Here is an 18,996-nt window from a genome sequence, read left to right as displayed (position 1 = left end):
CTAGACAACTCCACACTCGACCCGGAGGTCTCTCCTGTCATCAACAACCTGGTGAGTCAGTACAACTAGTCCGCGCCCCGTCGGGCGCGCACCGCGGGCCCGTGGCGGGGGACCGTCCGGCTACCGTGGAGGTCATGCCCCGACCGAGCGAGCTCACCGTGCCCACCGAGACCGGACCGGGACGCCTGCTGGTCTCCCCCGCCGAGACCCCCACCGCCCTGCTGTGGCTCGGCCACGGCGCGGGCGGGGGTGCCGGGGCCCCGGACCTGTCCGCCCTCGCCGAGGAGCTCCCCCGCCACGGTGTCACGGTCGTGCGCCACGAGCAGCCATGGGTGCTGGCCGGCCGGCGGATCGCTCCCCGTCCGGCCGCCCTAGACGCCGGGTGGCTGGCCGCCGCCCCGGCCGTGGCCGGGCTGGCGGACGGCGTGCCCGTGGTCGTCGGGGGCCGCAGCGCCGGGGCGCGCGTGGCGTGCCGGACGGCCGGCGCGGTGGGCGCCTCCGCCGTGGTCTGCCTGGCCTTCCCCCTGCACCCGCCGGGCCGGCCGGAGCGATCGCGCGCCGAGGAGCTGCTGCGGCCCACGGTTCCCGTGCTCGTGCTGCAGGGGACGCGCGACGCCTTCGGAGCGGCGGACGAGGTCGCGGCCGCTGCGCACGGCGCGCCGGCGGTCGACGTCGTCCCCGTGGCGGGCGCCGACCACGCCCTGACGGTGCTCCGGTCCGGGCCCGTGGGCCAGGACGACACGCTCGCGCTGATCGCCGCGGAGGCGCGCCGCTTCCTGGGGCGGGCCCTGACGACCCGCTGAGCACCGGCGGGGGCTTCAGCGGCGCGCCGACCAGGACTACCGTGAGCACCACCGCGTCACCGCGACCCGCCCGCGAGCAGGGAGAGAACCGTCATGGCCCGCACCCCAGAACCCTCCGACCCGCACCAGCCCGCCGCCTCCCCCGGGGACGACCCGCAGGCCCCCGCCCGGGACGCGTCCGCCGCGGACCGCCCGGCGGCCGGCCGGGCACCGGCGCCCCGGCGGCAGGTGGCCACGGACCCCGCACTGGACGAGCACCCGAAGCAGGGCGTCTCCGGGGCCATGTGGACGGCCCTGATCCTCGGCCTGCTGATCCTGGTCCTGCTGCTGGTCTTCATCCTGCAGAACAACGTCCCCGCGGAGTTCAACTACCTGGGCTGGCAGTTCAGCCTCCCCCTGGGCGTCGCCATGCTGCTCGCGGCGGTCGCCGGTGCCCTCATCATGGGTCTCGTCGGCTCCGTCCGGCTCTTCAGGCTGGGCCACCGGGTGCGCAGGCTCGAGAAGGAGCGCGCCGACATCAAGCGTGCGCTGAGCTGACCACCTCGGCCGCCCGGTCCGGCGGCGGGCACCCGGCTCCCGCACCGCGGACGGCGCGGCGCACCGCGGCGTCGCCGTCGGTCGGGAGCGGGTGCGTCATGTCGTCCGTGCCGGGCCGGTCCGTTGCGCGGACGGCTTCAGGCAGTAGCCTGACAGCACCCCGAACGACAGGACGGTTCCCATGAGCTCCTCCGCACCCCCCGACGACCGCCCGGCACCCGAGGACGGTGAGGCGGTCGCCCCTGCGACCGTCGTCGACCTCACGAGCGGCACCGCCCAGATCACGCCCGTGCTCGTCGACGGTGAGTCCCGCTACGCCGTCGACCTGCCCGACCAGCCCCTGGACGACGACGACGTGGCGAGCCTCGCCGTCGCGCTGCAGGTGGCGCAGTCCGGTCCCGCCGTCCTGGTGGACGTCGAGGACTACCTCGAGGCGGAGGGGCCGCCGGAGGACGACGCCGACTACCAGCTGTAGGCGCCGGTGCGCTGCCGCGGCAGCGCACCGGCCCCTGCCCGCCCGGGTGCCGCGCAGAACACCGACGAGCCGCAGAACGCACTCGTGCGGAGCCCGCCCTGGCGGCCGGGCCCCCTTCTCGCCCACGATGGTGGTGCCGGCAGGGTGGGCCGTCGTGGACCCAGGGCGTGGGACCAGGCCCCTGTCGCAGCCGCACCGACGGGGGGAGACACGATGGACGACAGGACGGCGGGGGCGGGTCTGCGCGCGCCCACCGCGCCCAGGACGGCACCGGGAGGGGACAGGATCTCGGTGCTCGTCCGCATCGACCTGGAGGGCCGGCACGTGACGCTGGTCGTCACGGGCGTGCTGACCGGCACCAACCAGCAGGCGCTGGCGCCGCTCGTGCTGCGCGCCCGGGCGCTGTTCCCGGAGGCGGACATCACCGTGGACCTGAACCAGGCGCACGACGCGGAGCCCGAGGCCGTGGACCTGCTGCACTGGAGCCTCGACGCCGTCCAGCCGGTCACCGGACCGGTGCGGATCACCGCGCCGGTCCCGCCCCGGGACCAGCGACCGGTGGGCCGGCGAGGCGGGGGCACCCCGTGAGCACGTGGACTGCCGAGGCGACGGTCAGGACGGCCCGCAGGGTGGACGTCTCCGCGGTCGGCGACTTGAGCCGGATCGTCACGGCCGCGCGCTGCGTCGCCCGGAGCAGCGGGGCGCAGGGCGTCTGTCTCCGGATGACCGTGGAGGCCGGGACGAGGGCCGCTGCCTACGGCGCGGCCCTGTCCATGCTGGCCACCGAGGTGCTGCCGCACCTCGAGGGCGCGGACCTCACCGATCTGCGGATCGTGGCCGAGGACCTGGTCCCGGCCCCGGGGACGGAGGCCGTCCACCAGCTGGCGCGCTGACCGGCCGGGACGGCGGAGGACAACCGTGTCCACGGTCGGCGCCCGGGTGCGAGCGGCACATGCCGCGTGCTCTGCCGTCGTGGCACCACCCGGCGCCCCGCGGCCCGTCGGCCGCGCCGGGTGCGTGGCGGAGAGGATCGGGCGCCGCTGACCTCCGGCCGGTCCGGACGGCGGCGACCACGCCGCGGGTGCGGGACAATCGTCGTGTGGACGATCTGCACGTGCCTCCGGGCCCCGGCGCGCCCCGCGGTCTCAGGGTCCCGGCGGGAGAGCTGGTCGAGCGGTTCTCCCACGCCTCGGGACCGGGCGGCCAGGGCGTCAACACCGCCGACTCCCGAGTGCAGCTCTCCCTCGACCTGGCCACGACGACCGCGCTGAGCGACGCCCAGCGCGAACGCGTCCTCGACCGGCTCGCCGGGAGACTCTCGGGCACGGTGCTCACCGTCAGCGCCGCGGAGCACCGTGCGCAGCGGCGCAACCGGAGCGCCGCCAGGGAGCGCCTCGCCGCGCTGCTGCGCGAGGCCGTGGTCCCACCCCTCGCCCGGCGGCCGACCCGGCCCACGAGCGGCTCGCGGCGACGGCGGCTCGAGGGCAAGCACCGGCGCTCCGAGACCAAGCAGTACCGCAGGCGCCCCGGGCCGGAGTGAGTTGCGCGCCCGGCCCATCCGCGCGGCTCAGACGTTGAAGCGGAACTCCACCACGTCGCCGTCGCGCATGACGTAGTCCTTGCCCTCGATCCGGACCTTGCCCGCGGCCTTGGCCTCGGCCATGGACCCGGCGGCGTCGAGGTCCTCGAAGGAGACGATCTCGGCCTTGATGAAGCCGCGCTCGAAGTCGGTGTGGATGACGCCGGCCGCCTGCGGGGCGGTGGCGCCCACGGGGATGGTCCAGGCCCGCGACTCCTTGGGCCCGGCGGTGAGGTAGGTCTGCAGCCCGAGGGTGTGGAAGCCCGTGCGGGCGAGCTTGTCGAGACCGGCCTCGTCCTGTCCGGACATCTCCAGCATCTCCTTGGCCTCCTCCTCGTCCAGCTCCACGAGCTCGGACTCGAGCTTGGCGTCGAGGAACACGGCGTCGGCCGGCGCCACGAGCTCGCGCAGCTGCTGCTGCTTCGCCTCGTCGCCGAGCACGCCGTCGTCGGCGTTGAAGACGTAGATGAAGGGCTTGGCGGTGAGCAGGCTGAGGTCGCGCAGCTGGTCCACCTCGAGCTTCTCCTTCTCGGCCGCCCCGAAGATCGTGTCCCCGCGTTCCAGGACCGTCTGCGCCTGCTGCATGGCGGCGAGCTTGGCGGGGTCGGCCTTCTTGATCTTGACCTGCTTCTCGAGGCGCGGGATCGCGTTCTCGAGGGTCTGCAGGTCGGCGAGGATCAGCTCGGTGTTGATGGTCTCCATGTCCGAGGCGGGATCGACCTCACCGTCCACGTGGATGACGTCCGGGTCGTCGAACGCCCGGACCACCTGGGCGATCGCGTGGGCCTCCCGGATGTTGGCGAGGAACTGGTTGCCCAGCCCCTCCCCCTCGGACGCGCCCTTGACGATGCCGGCGATGTCCACGAAGGACACGGTCGCGGGCAGGATCCGCTCGGACCCGTGGATCTCCGCGAGCCGACCCAGCCGGGGGTCCGGCAGGTTGACCACGCCGATGTTCGGCTCGATGGTCGCGAACGGATAGTTCGCCGCCAGGACGGTGTTGCGGGTCAGCGCGTTGAACAGGGTGGACTTGCCGACGTTGGGCAGTCCGACGATTCCGATAGTAAGAGCCACGGGAGACCATCCTACCGGCCGGGCCGGCCCGCACGTCCCGCCGGCTCCGGGACCCGTGACCGATGTCATGGGCGTGTCGTGACATCCGGTGCTTCCGGCGCGGCGCGGAGTGGAGCAGAGTCGGGGCATGAGAACCGCTCCGTCCACCAGCACCGCACCGCACGCGAGCCCCGGCGGCACCCCGGCCGGCTATCCGGCCGTCGACGTCACCGGCGTCCGGAAGGGCTTCGGGCGCGGCGAGCACCGCGTCCGGGCAGTCGACGGCGTGACCCTGCGCGTGGAGCGCGGCGAGGTGGTCGCGCTGCTCGGGCCCAACGGGGCGGGGAAGACCACCCTCCTCGACATGGTGCTGGGCTTCACCGATCCCGACGACGGCACCGTGCGCACCCTGGGTGCCGCGCCGCGGGAGAGCGTGCGGGCCGGGCGGATCGGCGCGGTCCTGCAGACCGGGGGGCTGCTCGACGACCTGTCCGTGCGGGAGACGGTCGCGATGGTCGCGACCCTGCACCGGGACCCCCTGCCCGTGGACGAGGCCCTGGACCGGGCCGGGGCCGCCGGGTTCGCCCGGCGGAAGGTCTCCAAGTGCTCGGGCGGCGAGCAGCAGCGGCTGCGCTTCGCGCTGGCCCTGCTGCCCGAGCCCGACCTGCTCGTCCTCGACGAGCCGACCGCCGGGATGGACGTCGGCGCCCGGCGGGAGTTCTGGGCCGCGATGCACGCCGAGGCGGAGCGCGGCCGGACGGTCGTGTTCGCCACCCACTACCTCGACGAGGCCGAGGAGTTCGCCGCGCGCACCGTGGTGCTCAAGGGCGGGCGGGTGGTCGCGGACGCCGCCACCGCCGAGGTCCAGGCCCTGGCCGGTCACCGGGTGGTGAGCTTCCGCTGGGCCGGGCCCGGGCCCGTCGTCGTCCCGGGGGCGACCCCGCTGGACCCCGTCGGCGGACGCCGGCGGCTCACGGGCCCCGACACGGACGCCATCGCCCGGCACCTGCTCGCGACCCCGGGCGCGAGCGAGCTCGAGATCACCCACGCCGGGCTGGAGGAGGCCTTCCTGGGCCTCACCGCCGACTGACCGCGCCTGCGAGGCCCGCCCCAGCTCCCGTCCCCGTCCCCGGAGGATCCGCACCATGAGCATCGCCTATGCCGCCCACGACCTGCGCCGCAACGTGCGCATGGTCGAGAACACGTTCTTCATCGTGGTCCTGCCCGCCGTGCTGTACGTGATGTTCACGGCGCTGGGTGACTTCTCCGACCTGCCGGTGGGTCACGGCAACGCCGGCGGGTACAACATGATCTCGATGGCTGTCTACGGGGCGGTCACCGCGACCACCTCGATCGCCGGCTCCGCCGCCGTGGAGCAGGCCCGCGGCTGGGGCCGGCAGATCGGGCTCACCCCGGCGCCGCGCAACGGGTACGTGCTGGCCAAGGTGGCCGTGGCCCTGGCCATGGCCGTGCTGCCGGTCCTCGTGGTCTACGCGGTGGGCGCAGCGACCGGTGCCGAGCTGGGCGGCTGGCGCTGGCCCGCCACCGCCGCGATCGTGGTGGCCGGCTCCTCGGTGTTCGCCCTCTACGGCCTGGCGGCCGGGCTGCTGTTCCGCTCCGAGTCCGCGGTCGGCGCGGCCTCGGGGATGCTCGTGGTGCTCAGCTTCTTCGGCAACCTCTTCGTCCCGCTCACCGGGGTGATGCTCGACATCGCGCGGTTCACCCCGCTCTACGGCTTGGCCGGGCTGGCCAGGTACCCGCTCGTGGAGGGCGACGTCGTGGCCACCAGCGGGCCTCCTGTGGAGTCCGACCCGCTCTGGTGGCTGCTGCTCAACACCGGGGTCTGGGCGGTGGTCTTCGCCGCTGTGGTGCTGCTGGCCGTGCGCCGGAGCACGGCTCGGCGATGACGCCCCGGCGACCCCCGGCCGGGAGGCTGCCGGCCGAGGACCCCTCGTGGTGGTTCGCCGCGATCTGGCTGGTGTTCCTGGTGCTGCCGGTGGGCGCGCTCGTGGACTCCGCCGCCGGGCCGCCGCAGCGGGTCCTGGCCGGTGTCGCCCTGCTCGCCTTCACCGTGGTCTACGCCCTTGCCTTCCGCAACCCCCGCCTGCTCCCCCTGCGCGCGGAGCCGGCCAACACCCTGGGCTGGTTCTGCCTGCTCACCGTGCTCGTCCTGCTCACGGTGCCGGCCCTGGGGGTGTGGGCGTTCGCGATGACCCAGTACCTCTCGGCCCTCTGCGCGTTCCGGCTTCCCCTTCGCCAGGCGCTCACCACCCTGGTGGTGCTCCTGGCGGCCGTGCTCGGCGTGGTCCTGGGCGGGCTCCTCCCGACCGGCAACACGTGGGTGCTGGTCATGTACGGCACGTCCACCGTGATCATCGGCGGCATGCGTCTGCTCGTGCACCGCGACGAGCAGCACCTGGCGCTGGCCTCGGAGCTGGCCCTCGTCCGCGAGCGGGAGGAGGTGGCGCGGGACGTCCACGACATCCTGGGGCACTCCCTGACGGTCATCGCGCTCAAGACGGAGCTCGCGCAGCGGCTGCTCGACCGGGAGCCGGAGCGGGCCCGTGCCGAGCTCGACGACGTGCTGCGGCTGTCCCGCGAGTCGTTGGCCGGGGTGCGTTCCACGGTGGGCCGGCTGCGCACCCCGGACTTCGCCGAGCAGGTCGAGGCCGCGTGCACGGCCCTGGCCGCCGCCGGGATCGAGGCCGACGTCGACGGCCGCCCCGAGAGCGTGACCGGCTCCCGCCGCGGGGTGCTCGCCTGGGCGCTGCGCGAGGCGGTGACCAACGTGGTCCGGCACAGCGGCGCCACGCGCTGCACGGTGCGGTGGACGCCGTCGGGGCTGACCGTGGCGGACGACGGCGACGGCGTCCTGGCCCCGGAGGGCAACGGCCTGCGCGGTCTGCGGGAGCGGGTGGGCCGGGCCGGCGGCACGGTGGCCGTGCGCGGCGGGGACGGGGACGAGGGCACCGTGCTGGAGGTGCGGTTCCCGTGAGCGCGCCCATCCGGCTGCTGCTGGCCGACGACCAGCACCTGGTGCGCGGGGCCCTCGCCGCACTGCTGGAGCTCGAGGACGACCTCGAGGTGGTCGCCCAGGTCGCCGCCGGGGACGAGGTCCTCGCCGCCGTGCGCCGGCACCGTCCCGACGTGGCCCTGCTGGACATCGAGATGCCCGGCGTGGACGGCATCGAGGCCGCGCGCCTGGTCGTGGCCGAGGACCTGGGCTGCCGCTGCCTCATCGTCACGACCTTCGGGCGCCCGGGCTACCTGCGGCGTGCGATGGAGGCCGGCGCGAGCGGGTTCGTGGTCAAGGACACCCCGGCGGCCCAGCTGGCGGAGGCCGTCCGCCGCGTGCACGCCGGGCTGCGTGCCGTGGACCCCGCCCTGGCGGAGGAGAGCCTCGTCAGCGGGGCCAGTCCCCTCAGCGCCCGGGAGCAGGAGGTGCTGCGGGCCGCCGCGGACGGTGCCAGCGTCAAGCACGTCTCGGCGCTGCTCCGGCTGTCCCCGGGCACCGTGCGCAACCACCTCTCGAGCGCCATCGGCAAGACCCACACCAGCAACCGTTCGGAGGCGTGCCGGGTGGCGCGGGAGAACGGGTGGCTCTGAGCGCCGCTGCCGTGCGGTGTCCGGTCGGCGTGCCACACTGCTGGGCATGACCGTCAGCCTCGTCGTCGTCCTCGTCCTGCTCGCCCTGCTCATGGGTGCCCTCCTGGGCGCCGCCGTCGCGCGCACCCGGTCCGCCCGGGACCTGCGGTCGGCCGAGGAGGAGCGGGCCGGGCTGCAGGCCGAGCTCGCCGCCGTCCAGGACCGGCTCGTGGACCTGGCCTCGGAGCGGGCGGCGGCCGTCGAGGCGCGCGCCCAGCTCGAGGACCGGCTCCGGGACGCCGACGCCCGCTCCGTGCAGGACAACAACGTCCTGCGGGCCCTGGCCCCGGTGGCCCACCAGCTGCGCTCGGTCGAGGAGCACGTGAGCGCGCTCGAGCGGGACCGGGCCGAGCAGTACGGCGGCATCACCCAGGCGCTCGCCCACACCCGCGAGGTGGGCGACCACCTGCGCACCGCGACCACGTCCCTGTCCTCCGCCCTGCGCTCGGGCTCCGCGCGAGGAACCTGGGGCGAGGTGCAGCTGCGCCGGGTGGTCGAGGCCGCGGGGATGACCGCGCACGTCGACTTCCGCGAGCAGGTCGCCTCCAACGGCACCACCGCGGACGGCGAGCGCAGCGCGATCCGCCCGGACATGGTCGTGCACCTGCCGGGGGGCCGCGACATCGTGCTGGACGCCAAGGCGCCCATGACCGCCTACCTGCGCGCCCAGGACGCCGAGGACGACGCCGGGCGCCGGGCGCAGCTCGCCGGTCACGCGAAGGCCGTGCGCGGGCACGTGGACGCGCTGGCCTCGAAGAAGTACTGGGAGGCGCGGGACGCCTCCCCCGAGCTGGTGCTGTGCTTCCTGCCGGCCGAGTCGGCGCTGTCGGCGGCCCTGGACGCGGACCCGACCCTGCTGGACCACGCCGCGAGCCGCAACGTGGCCCTCGTGTCCCCGGTCTCGCTGCTCGCCTCGCTCAAGGCCGTGGCGTTCACCTGGCGGCAGAACGGGCTCACGGAGAACGCCAAGGAGCTCTTCGACCTCTCCCGCCAGCTCTACGAGCGGCTGGGCACGGTCGGCAAGCACCTCGACGACATGGGCCGGTCGCTGCAGAAGTCGGTCGAGACCTACAACCGGCTCACGGGGTCCGTGGAGACCCGGGTGTTCCCCACGGCACGGCGGATCAACGACCTCGACCCCACGCTCGCGGAGGACGACCGGCTCACCACCCGCCCGCTCGTGGTGGCGCCGCGCCCGCTCACGGCGCCGGAGTTCACCGCGGCCGCGCAGCTGCCGGAGCCGGTGGACCGTCCGGACCGCTCCGGTCCGGGCGGCACCGTGCCGGGCCCGCTCGACGAGCGCGCGGCGGGCTGAGCGGGCTCGACCGCCCAGGGACCGGGGCGCCCGCGGGTCGGTGCGAGGAACCGGCCGGATGGCTCAGCGCGTGGGGCGGGCCCCCCGGCCGCCGAGCCGGTGGGAGGTGTCCCCGGCCGCGGTGAGCCGGGCGCGCAGCTCCTTGGGCAGGGAGAACAGGACGTCCTCCTCGGCCGTGACGACCTCCTCGACCTCCCCGTAGCCGTAGTCGGCGAGCAGCCGCAGCACGTCCTTGACGAGGACCTCCGGCACGGAGGCGCCGGAGGTGACGCCCACGGTGGCGACGCCCTCGAACCAGGACTCGTCGACCTGGTTGGCGAAGTCCACGCGCTCGGCGCGGCGGGCGCCGTACTCGAGGGCGACCTCCTTGAGCCGCACGGAGTTCGAGGAGTTCGCCGAGCCCACGACGATCACGAGGTCCGCGTCCGGGGCGATCTTCTTGATCGCGGTCTGCCGGTTGGAGGTCGCGTAGCAGATGTCGTCGCTGGGCGGGTCCTGCAGCGACGGGAAGCGCTCACGAAGCTTCTGCACGGTCTCCAGGGTCTCGTCCACGCTGAGGGTGGTCTGGGACAGCCACACGACCTTGTCCGGGTCGCGGACCACGACCTGGCCGACCTCGTCGGGGCTGTTCACCACCTGGATGTGCTCAGGGGCCTCGCCGGCGGTGCCCTCGACCTCCTCGTGGCCGTCGTGGCCGATCAGCAGGATGTCGTAGTCGCTCTTGGCGAAGCGCACGGCCTCGCGGTGCACCTTGGTCACCAGCGGGCACGTGGCGTCGATCGTGTGCAGGTCGCGGGACCTGGCCGACTCCACCACGGCCGGGGAGACGCCGTGGGCGGAGAAGATCAGCAGGGACCCCTCGGGGACCTCGTCGGTCTCGTCGACGAACACCGCGCCCTGCTCCTCCAGGGTGCTCACCACGAACCTGTTGTGCACGATCTCCTTGCGCACGTACACCGGGGCGCCGTAGTGCTCGAGCGCCTTCTCCACGGCGATGACCGCGCGGTCCACGCCGGCGCAGTAGCCGCGGGGGGACGCGAGCAGGACCTTTTTCGGCCCGGCCACGGGGGCGGCGGCGGCCACGTCCTCGGGCGAGCGCCGGGCACGGGGGACGGTGGGCATGGAGAGCGCAACGGTGGTCGGCATGGCCTCCATGCTACGCGGTGGGGCGGGACCGTCGCCGTGATCCGCCCGACACCAGGATGGCCCCGACGAGGCCCACGACGCCCGTGATCCCGGCTGCCCAGGCGGCCGTGGCCATCTGCTCCCCGAGGGAGCCGGTGAGCAGGACGACGACGCGGTCGGCGGCGAGCCGGACCACCGGGTCGCCGCCGAGCATGCCGGAGGCCCGCTGCACGCCCTGCTCCACGGCCAGCCACACGACGCCCAGCCCGGCCAGCGTCCCGAGCCCGAGCACCGCGAGCACGGCGAAGCGGTGCCGGGACACCAGCAGCGCGAGCACCGCGAGCACCGCGGCGGTCCACGTGAGCGGGACGGCCAGGTCGGTGAGCCGGGTCCCCGCCTCGATCAGGCGCCCGGTGTTCGACCCCGGGACGGTGATCCGGCTCTCCCGGTCCGTCAGGCCGATGTCCACGCCCACGGCCCGCTGCACGGCCGCGTCGACCTCCTGGAGGACCGGGCCGATGTCCAGCACGAGGTCCTTCGGCGGCTCCTCCACCCCGCCGTCCACGGGGACGTTGGCCTCGTGGGTGCGGGTGAGGGCCTCCGTCCACGCGCGCTGGTACGCAGGGTCCGAGGTGAGGTCCGCGGCGACGTCGGCGGCCCGGCGGACGGCGTCCTCGAGGATCCGGTCGAGGAACCCGACGCCGGTGGCCCGTTCCCCCACGACCCGGTCCGCCACCTGCCCCACGGCGGTGCGGGCCAGCTTCTCCTGGAACGGCCGGTCCTCGGCGAGGGTGCCCACCACCCGGGTGAAGCCGTCGCGGGAGACCACGGTGTCCTGGGCCCAGTGCAGGGGCACGAGCAGGGCCACGAGGGACGCGGCGGCCAGGCCGAGGACCGTGCCGAGGCCGGTGCGCAGGACGGCCGCGGCGCGTCGCCGGGAGCGGTCTCCGGAGGCGAGGGGTGCTGAGGGGGTCACGGAACCACTGTACGCACGACCGGGAGCGTGCACGGCTGTCCCCGCCGGGTGGTAAGCATGAGGCATGACGTATCTGGAGCCGCAGCAGGACGCACCGGCGGGCGGCGGACGAGAGCTGCCCTCGCGGGCGGACCGGACCACCCCGGAGAACCCGTGGCCGCTGCGGATGCTCTCCGAGAACCTGCACGCCTACATCGCCCGCTGCGCGCCCACCTGGGTGGAGGGGCAGATCATCGAGCTCAACCGGCGCGCCCGCGTCACTTACGTGACCCTGCGGGACGTCGACGCCGAGATCTCCGTGCCCGTGACCCTGTTCGCCAACGAGACCGCCCACCTGGACCGCCCGCTGGAGAAGGGGATGCGGGTGGTCGCCCAGCTCAAGCCGGACTTCTGGGCGAAGACCGGCCGCCTGTCCATGCTGGGCCGCGGCATCCGCCCGGTGGGGCTGGGCGACCTGCTGGAGCGGCTCGAACGGCTGCGCCGGGCGCTCGCCGAGGAGGGGCTCTTCGACACCGCCCGGAAGAAGCCGCTGCCGCTGCTCCCCCGCCGGGTCGGGCTCGTCACAGGACGCAACTCCGACGCCGAGAAGGACGTCATCCGCAACGCGTCCCTGCGCTGGCCGGCCGTGGACTTCGAGGTCCGAGAGGTCGCCGTGCAGGGCTCCGGCGCGGTGCGCGCGGTGACCCAGGCGCTGCGCGAGCTCGACGGCATGCCCGAGGTGGACGTCATCGTGATCGCCCGCGGCGGCGGGTCCTTCGAGGACCTGCTGGCCTTCAGCGACGAGTCCCTGATCCGCGCCGTGGCGGCCGCCGGGACCCCGGTGGTCAGCGCCATCGGGCACGAGAACGACCAGCCGCTGCTCGACTGGGTGGCCGACCTGCGGGCCTCGACCCCCACGGACGCCGGCAAGCGGATCGTCCCCGACGTCGTCGAGGAGCGCGCCGGGGTGGCCCGGGCACGAGCGGGCCTGGACCGCGCCGTGCGGGGCTTCCTGGACCGGGAGGCCGCCGGCCTCGCCGCCGTGCGCTCCCGGCCCGCCCTGGCCCAGCCGGAGGACATGATCCTGCTCCGGGAGGAGGACGTGGACCGGTGGCGCACCCGGGCGCTGTCCGCCGTGGACTCCCGCACGCTGCGGGAGCTCGACGCCGTGCGCCACCTGCGCGCCCGGGTGCGGGCGCTGTCCCCCCAGGAGACCCTGCAGCGCGGCTACGCCGTGGTCCTGGACACCTCCGGCACCGTGGTCACCGACGCGGCCGCCGTGCGCGCCGGGGACCTGCTGGGGGTGCGCCTGGCCGCGGGCGAGCTCGGCGTGCGCACCGAGACCGTCTCCGCCCGGCGCCCGGGCGAGCGCCCGGGCTCCCCCTGACCCACCGCGGCACCGACGCCCCGACCGTCCCCGACCCTTCCGAACGAGAGGCGCCCCCATGGCGAGCACCGACCACCCCGCAGCACCCGACCTGTCCGACATCGCCGGCCTGGGCTACGAGCAGGCCCGTGAGGAGCTCGTCCAGGTCGTCTCCCGGCTCGAGGCCGGGGGCACGTCCCTCGAGGAGTCCCTCGCGCTCTGGGAGCGCGGCGAGGCCCTGGCCACCCGGTGCGAGCAGTGGCTCGACGGCGCCCGTGAGCGGCTCGACGCGGCCCGGACCCGGCGCGCGGACGCCGACGGCGACAGCGGCGACGAGGGCGACGGGCGCGGCTGAGCCCTCCTCCGCCGCGGGGTCAGAGCTCGGCGAGGCGCCGGCGCGCGTCCTCGACGTCGTAGCCGGGGTCCGGCCAGTCGAGCCGCAGGCCCCGGAGCGCGGAGATCAGCAGGTCCTGGACCACGGCCCGGGCGTACCACTTCCGGTCGGTGGGCACCACGTACCAGGGCGCGTGGTCGGCGTCGGTCGCGTCGATGGCCCGCTCGTAGGCGGCCATGTAGGTGTCCCACCGGCTGCGCGCCTCGAGGTCCGAGGGGTCGAACTTCCACTGCTTCGTCCGATCACCGATGCGGGCGAGGAGGTTCTCCCGCTGCTCAGCCAGGCCAAGGTGCAGGAACACCTTGACGAGGACCACCCCGTCGTCGGCGAGCTCCTGCTCGAAGTGCCGGATCTCGGTGTAGCGCCGCTCGAGCTGCCGGTCGTCGAGCACGTCGTGCACCACGGGCACGAGCACGTCCTCGTAGTGGGAGCGGTCGAAGGCGCCGATCACCCCGGGGCGGGGCAGCTGGCGCCGCACCCGCTGCAGGAAGTGCTGGGCTGCCTCCTCCTCGGTGGGCCGGCCGAAGCCGTGGGTGTGCACCCCGTGCGGGCTGAGCCCGCCCAGCACGTGCTGGATGACGCCGCCCTTCCCGGAGGTGTCCATGCCCTGCAGCACGAGCAGCACCCGGTGCCGGGCGCCCACCGTGGCGTTGGCGTAGATCTGGCGCTGCAGCTCGGACAGCTCGGCGTCCCGGGCCGCCCGCAGCTCGGTGCCGAGCTTCTTGTTCCCCGCGAACCCCGGGGTGGATGCGGTGTCCACGGCGTCCAGGGACAGTCCCGGCCGGGCACGCAGCAGGGGACGCACGTCCTGTTCGAACCCGGTGCCGGGACTGTGGTCGGCTGCGCCCATGCGGGACCTCCTGGGAGTGCGGGGCGGGCCGCGGCGCGGCCCGCCGGTCACTGGCGGTAGTTGCCGAGGAACTCCTCGATCCGGTCCAGCGCCGTGGCGAGCATCTCCACGGCCGGCAGGGTGACGAGCCGGAAGTGGTCGGGCTCGGGCCAGTTGAACGCCCGGCCGTGGCTGACGAGGATCTTCTGCTCCTTGAGCAGGTCCAGGGCGAACTTCTCGTCGTCGACGATGTTGAACTTCTCCACGTCGAGCTTCGGGAACAGGTAGAGGGCGCCGTCGGCCTGCTTGCAGGACACGCCGTCGATCTCGTTGAGCCGCCGGTGGGCGAGGTCGCGCTGGGCCTTGAGCCGCCCGCCCGGGAGGATCAGGTCGTTGATCGACTGGTAGCCGCCCAGGGCGGTCTGGATCGCGTGCTGGGCCGGGACGTTGGCGCACATGCGCATGTTGGCAAGCAGCTTGATGCCCTCGATGAAGCTCTCGGCCTTCCAGTTGGGCCCGGTGATCGCCAGCCACCCGGCGCGGTATCCCGCCACCCGGTAGGCCTTGGACAGCCCGGAGAAGGTCAGGCACAGCACGTCCTCGCCGGTGAGGGTCGCGGTGTTGACCATCTCGGCGGCGTCGTAGGTGATCTTCTCGTAGATCTCGTCGGAGAACAGGATCAGCTCGTGCTCCGCGGCGAGGTCCACGATGGTCTGCAGCACCTCGCGGGAGTACACCGCGCCGGTGGGGTTGTTCGGGTTGATGATCACGATGCCGCGGGTGTTGGGTGTGATCTTGGCCGCGAGGTCCTCCAGGTCCGGGTTCCAGTCGTTGTCCTCGTCGCACCGGTAGTGCACGGGGGTGCCGCCGGACAGCGCCACGGAGGCGGTCCACAGCGGGTAGTCCGGGGACGGGATGAGGATCTCGTCGCCGGGGTTGCACAGCGCCTGCAGCGTCATGGTGATGAGCTCGGAGACGCCGTTGCCGAGGTAGACGTCGTCGGTGTCGAGGTTCATGATCCCGCGCGTCTGGTAGTACTGCACCACGGCCGTGCGCGCCGAGTAGATGCCGCGGGAGTCCGAGTAGCCCTGCGCGTTGGGCAGGTTCTTGATCATGTCCACGAGGATCGCGTCGGGCGCCTCGAAGCCGAACGGCGCGGGGTTGCCGATGTTGAGCTTGAGGATCCGGTGGCCCTCCGCCTCCATGTGCTCCGCCTGCTCCAGCACCGGGCCACGGATGTCGTAGAGGACGTTCTTGAGCTTGTCGGACTGCTTCACCACTGACATGCGGTACACCTTACCCCCGGGCCGGACGGCCTCCGGGGCACCGCTCAGTGCGCCGCTCAGGTGTCGTCGCCGCCCTCGAGCCAGTACCGCGCGGCCTCCTCGGGCGTGTACGGATCGCGGGCGGAGGTCATCCGGGTCATCAGCACCAGGTCGTCGGTGCCGATCTGCGCGGAGACCGCGTCCACGACGTCCGCGGCCGCGTCCGGCAGGTCCTCCGCGGCCACGGGGACCAGGCGCTGCGGGACGAAGTTGTTGAGCGGGTCGGCCAGGACCACGAGGGCGTTGTCCTCGATCGCCGGCGAGGCCGTGAACAGGGCCGCGGCCTGCACCCGGTCCTCGAGCAGCGCGTCCACGAGCTCGTCCTGGCTGCCGAACGGCACGAACCTGCCGGGCACGCACTCGTAGGCCTCCTCCAGGCCCTCCGGGCCGTACGAGCGGCCGGCGAAGTCGAGGTCGGTGCCCAGGGCCAGCTCGTCGCACACCGGGCCGAGGTCCTCCAGGTCGGCGAGCCCGTGCTCGACGGCCGTCGGCCGGGTCACGACGACCGCCACCGTGTTCTCCGCCGGGGCCGGCGAGAGGGTCCGCAGTCCCTCGGGGAGGACATCCTGCACCCCGGCCAGGACGTCGTCGTCGTCCGCGCGCTCCGCCCCCAGCCCCAGCAGCTCGGAGAGGTCCTCGGCGAGCCCGCCGTCCTCGGCGTCCGGGGACGGCGTGGGGGTGGGCGTCGCGCTGTCCGTGGGCGCCGCCGTGGCCGGGCCCACCGGGGCCCGGCCACGCAGGTGCAGGTAGAGGTTGCCGGAGTAGTCCGCGGCGAGCTCCACGTCCCCCCGTTCGAGGGCCCCGAGGTAGTCGGCGCGGTCGGTGCCGGCGTCCACCACGCTCGCGTCGAAGCCGGCCTCCCGGAGCCGCCCGGCGTAGACGTGGGCGAGCACGGCCGTCTGCCCGGTGGACCCCGCGGCGATCCGGACCGGTTCCGCGGTGGGGGACGTCGCGGGGGCCGGGGGGAACTCCGGGTTCCCGCCGCCGCACCCGGTGAGCGCGGCGACGGCGAGCAGGCCCGCGGTGGTGCGACGCCGGCTCACCGGCCCTCCCCCGTCCCCGCGGGGTCCGCAGGACTCGCGGGGACGAGCCCCGCCAGTTCGAGGCCCACGGGCACGAGGCCGACCAGGGGCAGCTGCGGCAGCGCCGCCAGGGGGAACCAGCGGGCCTCGTCGGAGGACCCGCCCTGCTCCGACGTGAGCGTCCCGCCGGTGATGTGGGCGCGGTAGATCACGCGCAGGGCGTGGAAGGGCCGGTCGCGGCCGTCCAGCCGCTCGCCGGCGTCCATGTGACGGCTGTGCACGCCGAGCAGCTCGTCGAGCTCCACGGTGAAACCCGTCTCCTCGCGGACCTCCCGGAGCGCCGTCTGCGCGGGCTGCTCCCCGATCTCCATGCCGCCGCCGGGCAGGCTCCACGCCCCCCGCAGCGAGGGATGGCGGGGATTCCAGTGGCTGAGCAGCACCGCCCCGTCCTGGACGATCACGGCGTAGGCACCCACCCGGGTGTCCATGGGGAAACTCATGCCCCCCATTCTAGGAATGCCCGGGGCGGGGCGCCGACAGCGCGCGGCCGGGCGGAGCCGCTCCCGGTGGGTCCGTCGCGGTGCCGTGCGGGGAGCCCGCCGCTCCGCGACGGCCGCCGCCGGGGCGCGCGTCCGTCCCGGGGGCGCTCGCAGGACCCGGGATAATGGGCGCGTGAGCATCGTCGACAACGCCGTCTACCGGGGCGGGCAGCGCATCGCGTCGCCTGCCACGCTGGAGGAGACCTACCGGCTGCTCGCGGGGCTGCGGGCCGAGGACCCCCGCTGCACCGAGGCCGGGGAGCACTGCGTCCTCGTCTGGATCGGCCTGTACCGCCCCTCCCAGGAGGAGCTCGACTCCCTGGCCGAGCAGTTCGGGCTGCACGAGCTCGCCGTGGAGGACATCCGGCAGGCCCAGCAGCGGCCCAAGCTCGACCGCTACGGCACCACCCTTTTCACGGTGCTGCGCCCCGCCGTCTACCAGGACGCCACGGAGACGGTCGACGTCGGGGAGATCCACATCGTCACGGGCCCCGGCTTCGTGATCACCGTCCGGCAGTCCGAGCACGGGCGGGTCGGGCGGGTCCGGTCCCGGGTGGAGTCGCAGCCCGTGCTGCTGGGCACCGGCGCGGAGGCAGTGCTCTACGCGGTGCTCGACCAGACCGTGGACGACTACTACCCCGTGGTGGAAGGGCTCGAGAACGACATCGACGAGATCTCGGACGCCCTGTTCTCCGGTTCCGCCGACGGCGGCGTCTCGCGGCGCATCTACCAGCTCACCCGGGAGGTCAGCACGTTCCACCGGGCGGTCGCACCGCTGGAGATGGAGCTGCGGCAGTTCCTCGAGGAGCTCGCCGACGCCGGCGCGGCCCGGGAGCTGCAGCACAGCCTGCGCGACGTCCTGGACCACCTGATCCTCGTGAACAACAAGGTCGAGGCCTTCCAGTCGTCCCTCACCAACGCCCTGATGCTCGACTCCGCCCAACTCGCCGCCCGGCAGAACGAGGCCGCGATCGAGCAGAACGAGCAGATGAAGCGGATCTCGTCCTGGGCGGCGATCCTGTTCGCGCCCTCGATCATCGGCTCCGTGTACGGGATGAACTTCCGGCTCATGCCGGAGCTGACGTGGGTGTGGGGCTATCCCATGGCCCTGGTGCTGATGCTGCTGACGGGTGTGGTGCTCTACACCGTGTTCCGGCTCAAACGGTGGTTGTGACCATCCCGGTCACCGCTGCCCGCGCTTGCGGCGGGCGGCGTCGGACAGGCCCCGGCGGTTGCGCAGCACCCGCTTGAGCACCCACCAGGCGACGAGGGCCGCCACGGTGACGACCACGATCCGGGAGAGGATCCCGGCGTACTGCTCGGCGAGGTGCCAGTTCTCGCCGAGGTGGTACCCGGCGAGCACGAAGATCGTGTTCCAGATGAGGGAGCCCGCCGCGGTGAGCAGGACGAAGGCGCCGAAGGACATCCGTTCGATGCCGGCAGGGACCGAGATCAGCGACCGGAAGACGGGGACCATGCGCCCGAAGAAGACCGCGGCCTTCCCGTGCCGTTCGAACCACGCCTCGGTGCGGTCGAGGTCGTGCAGGTCGACGAGCGGCATCCGATCCACGACGGCCCGCAGCCGGCGGCGGCCGAGCGCAGCGCCGATCCAGTAGAGCGCCACCGCGCCGACCACCGAGCCCAGGGTCGTCCAGAAGATGGCCCCGGCCAGCGAGAAACTGCCCTGGCTCGCGGTGAAACCCGCCAGCGGGAGGATCACCTCCGACGGCAGCGGGGGGAAGAGGTTCTCGAGCGCGACGAGCAGCCCGGCGCCGGGGGCGCCGATGGCCTCCATGACGTCGACGGCCCAGTCGGCGATCCCGCTCAGCGACTCGGCGCCGGAGCCCTGGGCCTCGGCGCTGCGGGCCGCGAGGACGGCCGCGGCCGGATCGGTGGCGGCGGTCGGGGCGGGGCTGGGTACGGTCATGGGTCCTCGGTGGTGGACGGGGGCGGCGGCCCGGTGGGTGCAAGTCCCCATTGTGCCCGACGTGCCTCCGGGACGGCTGGACGGCCGCCGGGCCCCGGGCGACGTTC

The 18,996-nt window shown here is 74.1% G+C and carries 22 protein-coding genes; 14 read left to right on the top strand and 8 right to left on the bottom strand.

Annotation, left to right across the window (positions count from 1 at the left end; genetic code table 11):
• Positions 1-134: 134 nt before the first annotated feature.
• From ABD220_RS17815 to arfB, 6 genes are all read left to right on the top strand, one after another.
• On the top strand, positions 135-803 hold the full coding sequence (locus ABD220_RS17815) for an alpha/beta hydrolase family protein (RefSeq protein WP_344124837.1): 669 nt from the start codon (positions 135-137) through the stop codon (positions 801-803).
• A gap of 93 nt (positions 804-896) precedes the next feature.
• Positions 897-1,340: a LapA family protein gene (locus tag ABD220_RS17810; RefSeq protein WP_344124836.1), complete on the top strand. Its 444-nt coding sequence runs from the start codon at positions 897-899 to the stop codon at positions 1,338-1,340.
• Between the two features lie 181 nt (positions 1,341-1,521).
• Complete coding sequence (locus tag ABD220_RS17805) at positions 1,522-1,815, top strand: hypothetical protein (RefSeq protein WP_344124835.1); 294 nt, start codon at positions 1,522-1,524, stop codon at positions 1,813-1,815.
• A 213-nt stretch (positions 1,816-2,028) separates the two neighbouring features.
• A complete protein-coding gene (locus tag ABD220_RS17800; protein WP_344124834.1) occupies positions 2,029-2,403 on the top strand; it encodes a hypothetical protein in 375 nt (124 codons plus the stop codon).
• The gene (locus tag ABD220_RS17795) at positions 2,400-2,708 is read left to right on the top strand and encodes a hypothetical protein (RefSeq protein ID WP_344124833.1); all 309 of its coding nucleotides are present in this window, start codon (positions 2,400-2,402) and stop codon (positions 2,706-2,708) included. The genes ABD220_RS17800 and ABD220_RS17795 overlap by 4 nt, the downstream gene beginning before the upstream one ends.
• Positions 2,709-2,914: 206 nt before the next feature.
• Positions 2,915-3,355 (top strand): alternative ribosome rescue aminoacyl-tRNA hydrolase ArfB, encoded by a 441-nt coding sequence (arfB, locus tag ABD220_RS17790; RefSeq protein WP_344124832.1) that lies wholly within the window; start codon positions 2,915-2,917, stop codon positions 3,353-3,355.
• Between the two features lie 27 nt (positions 3,356-3,382).
• Here arfB and ychF read toward each other — a convergent pair whose 3' ends face one another.
• Positions 3,383-4,468, bottom strand: a complete 1,086-nt coding sequence (ychF, locus tag ABD220_RS17785; protein WP_344124831.1) for a redox-regulated ATPase YchF — start codon at positions 4,466-4,468, stop codon at positions 3,383-3,385.
• A gap of 127 nt (positions 4,469-4,595) precedes the next feature.
• On the opposite strand from ychF, the gene ABD220_RS17780 reads away from it, so the two are divergent.
• Genes ABD220_RS17780 through ABD220_RS17760 form a run of 5 tightly spaced genes read left to right on the top strand, consistent with a single transcriptional unit; the run spans position 4,596 to position 9,407 of the window.
• A complete protein-coding gene (locus tag ABD220_RS17780) occupies positions 4,596-5,537 on the top strand; it encodes an ABC transporter ATP-binding protein (RefSeq protein WP_344124830.1) in 942 nt (313 codons plus the stop codon).
• Positions 5,538-5,592: 55 nt separating this feature from the next.
• Entirely contained in the window at positions 5,593-6,354 is a 762-nt protein-coding gene (locus tag ABD220_RS17775; protein WP_344124829.1) for an ABC transporter permease, read from the top strand.
• The gene (locus tag ABD220_RS17770; protein WP_344124828.1) at positions 6,351-7,442 is read left to right on the top strand and encodes a sensor histidine kinase; all 1,092 of its coding nucleotides are present in this window, start codon (positions 6,351-6,353) and stop codon (positions 7,440-7,442) included. Before ABD220_RS17775 ends, ABD220_RS17770 begins: the two co-directional genes overlap by 4 nt.
• On the top strand, positions 7,439-8,053 hold the full coding sequence (locus ABD220_RS17765; protein WP_344124827.1) for a response regulator: 615 nt from the start codon (positions 7,439-7,441) through the stop codon (positions 8,051-8,053). Before ABD220_RS17770 ends, ABD220_RS17765 begins: the two co-directional genes overlap by 4 nt.
• Before the next feature lie 46 nt (positions 8,054-8,099).
• Positions 8,100-9,407, top strand: a complete 1,308-nt coding sequence (locus ABD220_RS17760; protein ID WP_344124826.1) for a DNA recombination protein RmuC — start codon at positions 8,100-8,102, stop codon at positions 9,405-9,407.
• A 63-nt stretch (positions 9,408-9,470) separates the two neighbouring features.
• On the opposite strand, the gene ABD220_RS17755 is transcribed toward ABD220_RS17760, so the two are convergent.
• Entirely contained in the window at positions 9,471-10,553 is a 1,083-nt protein-coding gene (locus tag ABD220_RS17755) for a 4-hydroxy-3-methylbut-2-enyl diphosphate reductase (RefSeq protein ID WP_344124825.1), read from the bottom strand.
• 10 nt (positions 10,554-10,563) lie between these two features.
• A complete protein-coding gene (locus ABD220_RS17750; RefSeq protein ID WP_344124824.1) occupies positions 10,564-11,508 on the bottom strand; it encodes a hypothetical protein in 945 nt (314 codons plus the stop codon).
• A 64-nt stretch (positions 11,509-11,572) separates the two neighbouring features.
• On the opposite strand from ABD220_RS17750, the gene xseA reads away from it, so the two are divergent.
• Both xseA and ABD220_RS17740 read left to right on the top strand, forming a co-directional pair.
• Positions 11,573-12,874 carry an exodeoxyribonuclease VII large subunit gene (gene xseA / locus ABD220_RS17745; protein WP_344124823.1) on the top strand — a complete coding sequence of 434 codons (1,302 nt, stop codon included), beginning with the start codon at positions 11,573-11,575 and terminating at the stop codon, positions 12,872-12,874.
• Positions 12,875-12,932: 58 nt separating this feature from the next.
• Positions 12,933-13,208 carry an exodeoxyribonuclease VII small subunit gene (locus ABD220_RS17740; RefSeq protein ID WP_344124822.1) on the top strand — a complete coding sequence of 92 codons (276 nt, stop codon included), beginning with the start codon at positions 12,933-12,935 and terminating at the stop codon, positions 13,206-13,208.
• Between the two features lie 19 nt (positions 13,209-13,227).
• Here ABD220_RS17740 and ABD220_RS17735 read toward each other — a convergent pair whose 3' ends face one another.
• From ABD220_RS17735 to ABD220_RS17720, 4 genes are read right to left on the bottom strand one after another with little or no spacing between them, the layout of a single operon-like run.
• On the bottom strand, positions 13,228-14,097 hold the full coding sequence (locus ABD220_RS17735; RefSeq protein WP_344124821.1) for a PPK2 family polyphosphate kinase: 870 nt from the start codon (positions 14,095-14,097) through the stop codon (positions 13,228-13,230).
• Between the two features lie 47 nt (positions 14,098-14,144).
• On the bottom strand, positions 14,145-15,362 hold the full coding sequence (locus tag ABD220_RS17730; protein WP_344124820.1) for a pyridoxal phosphate-dependent aminotransferase: 1,218 nt from the start codon (positions 15,360-15,362) through the stop codon (positions 14,145-14,147).
• A 56-nt stretch (positions 15,363-15,418) separates the two neighbouring features.
• Entirely contained in the window at positions 15,419-16,444 is a 1,026-nt protein-coding gene (locus tag ABD220_RS17725; RefSeq protein ID WP_344124819.1) for a glycine betaine ABC transporter substrate-binding protein, read from the bottom strand.
• Positions 16,441-16,923 carry an NUDIX hydrolase gene (locus ABD220_RS17720; RefSeq protein WP_344124818.1) on the bottom strand — a complete coding sequence of 161 codons (483 nt, stop codon included), beginning with the start codon at positions 16,921-16,923 and terminating at the stop codon, positions 16,441-16,443. Before ABD220_RS17720 ends, ABD220_RS17725 begins: the two co-directional genes overlap by 4 nt.
• Positions 16,924-17,095: 172 nt before the next feature.
• On the opposite strand from ABD220_RS17720, the gene ABD220_RS17715 reads away from it, so the two are divergent.
• Positions 17,096-18,136, top strand: a complete 1,041-nt coding sequence (locus tag ABD220_RS17715; RefSeq protein WP_344124817.1) for a magnesium and cobalt transport protein CorA — start codon at positions 17,096-17,098, stop codon at positions 18,134-18,136.
• Between the two features lie 9 nt (positions 18,137-18,145).
• Here ABD220_RS17715 and ABD220_RS17710 read toward each other — a convergent pair whose 3' ends face one another.
• Positions 18,146-18,889 (bottom strand): DedA family protein, encoded by a 744-nt coding sequence (locus ABD220_RS17710; RefSeq protein WP_344124816.1) that lies wholly within the window; start codon positions 18,887-18,889, stop codon positions 18,146-18,148.
• Positions 18,890-18,996 lie beyond the last annotated feature (107 nt).

Source organism: Kocuria aegyptia (genome assembly GCF_039530085.1).
Classification (GTDB): Bacteria; Actinomycetota; Actinomycetes; order Actinomycetales; family Micrococcaceae; genus Kocuria; species Kocuria aegyptia.
This window is presented reverse-complemented; position numbering and strand designations above follow the sequence as displayed.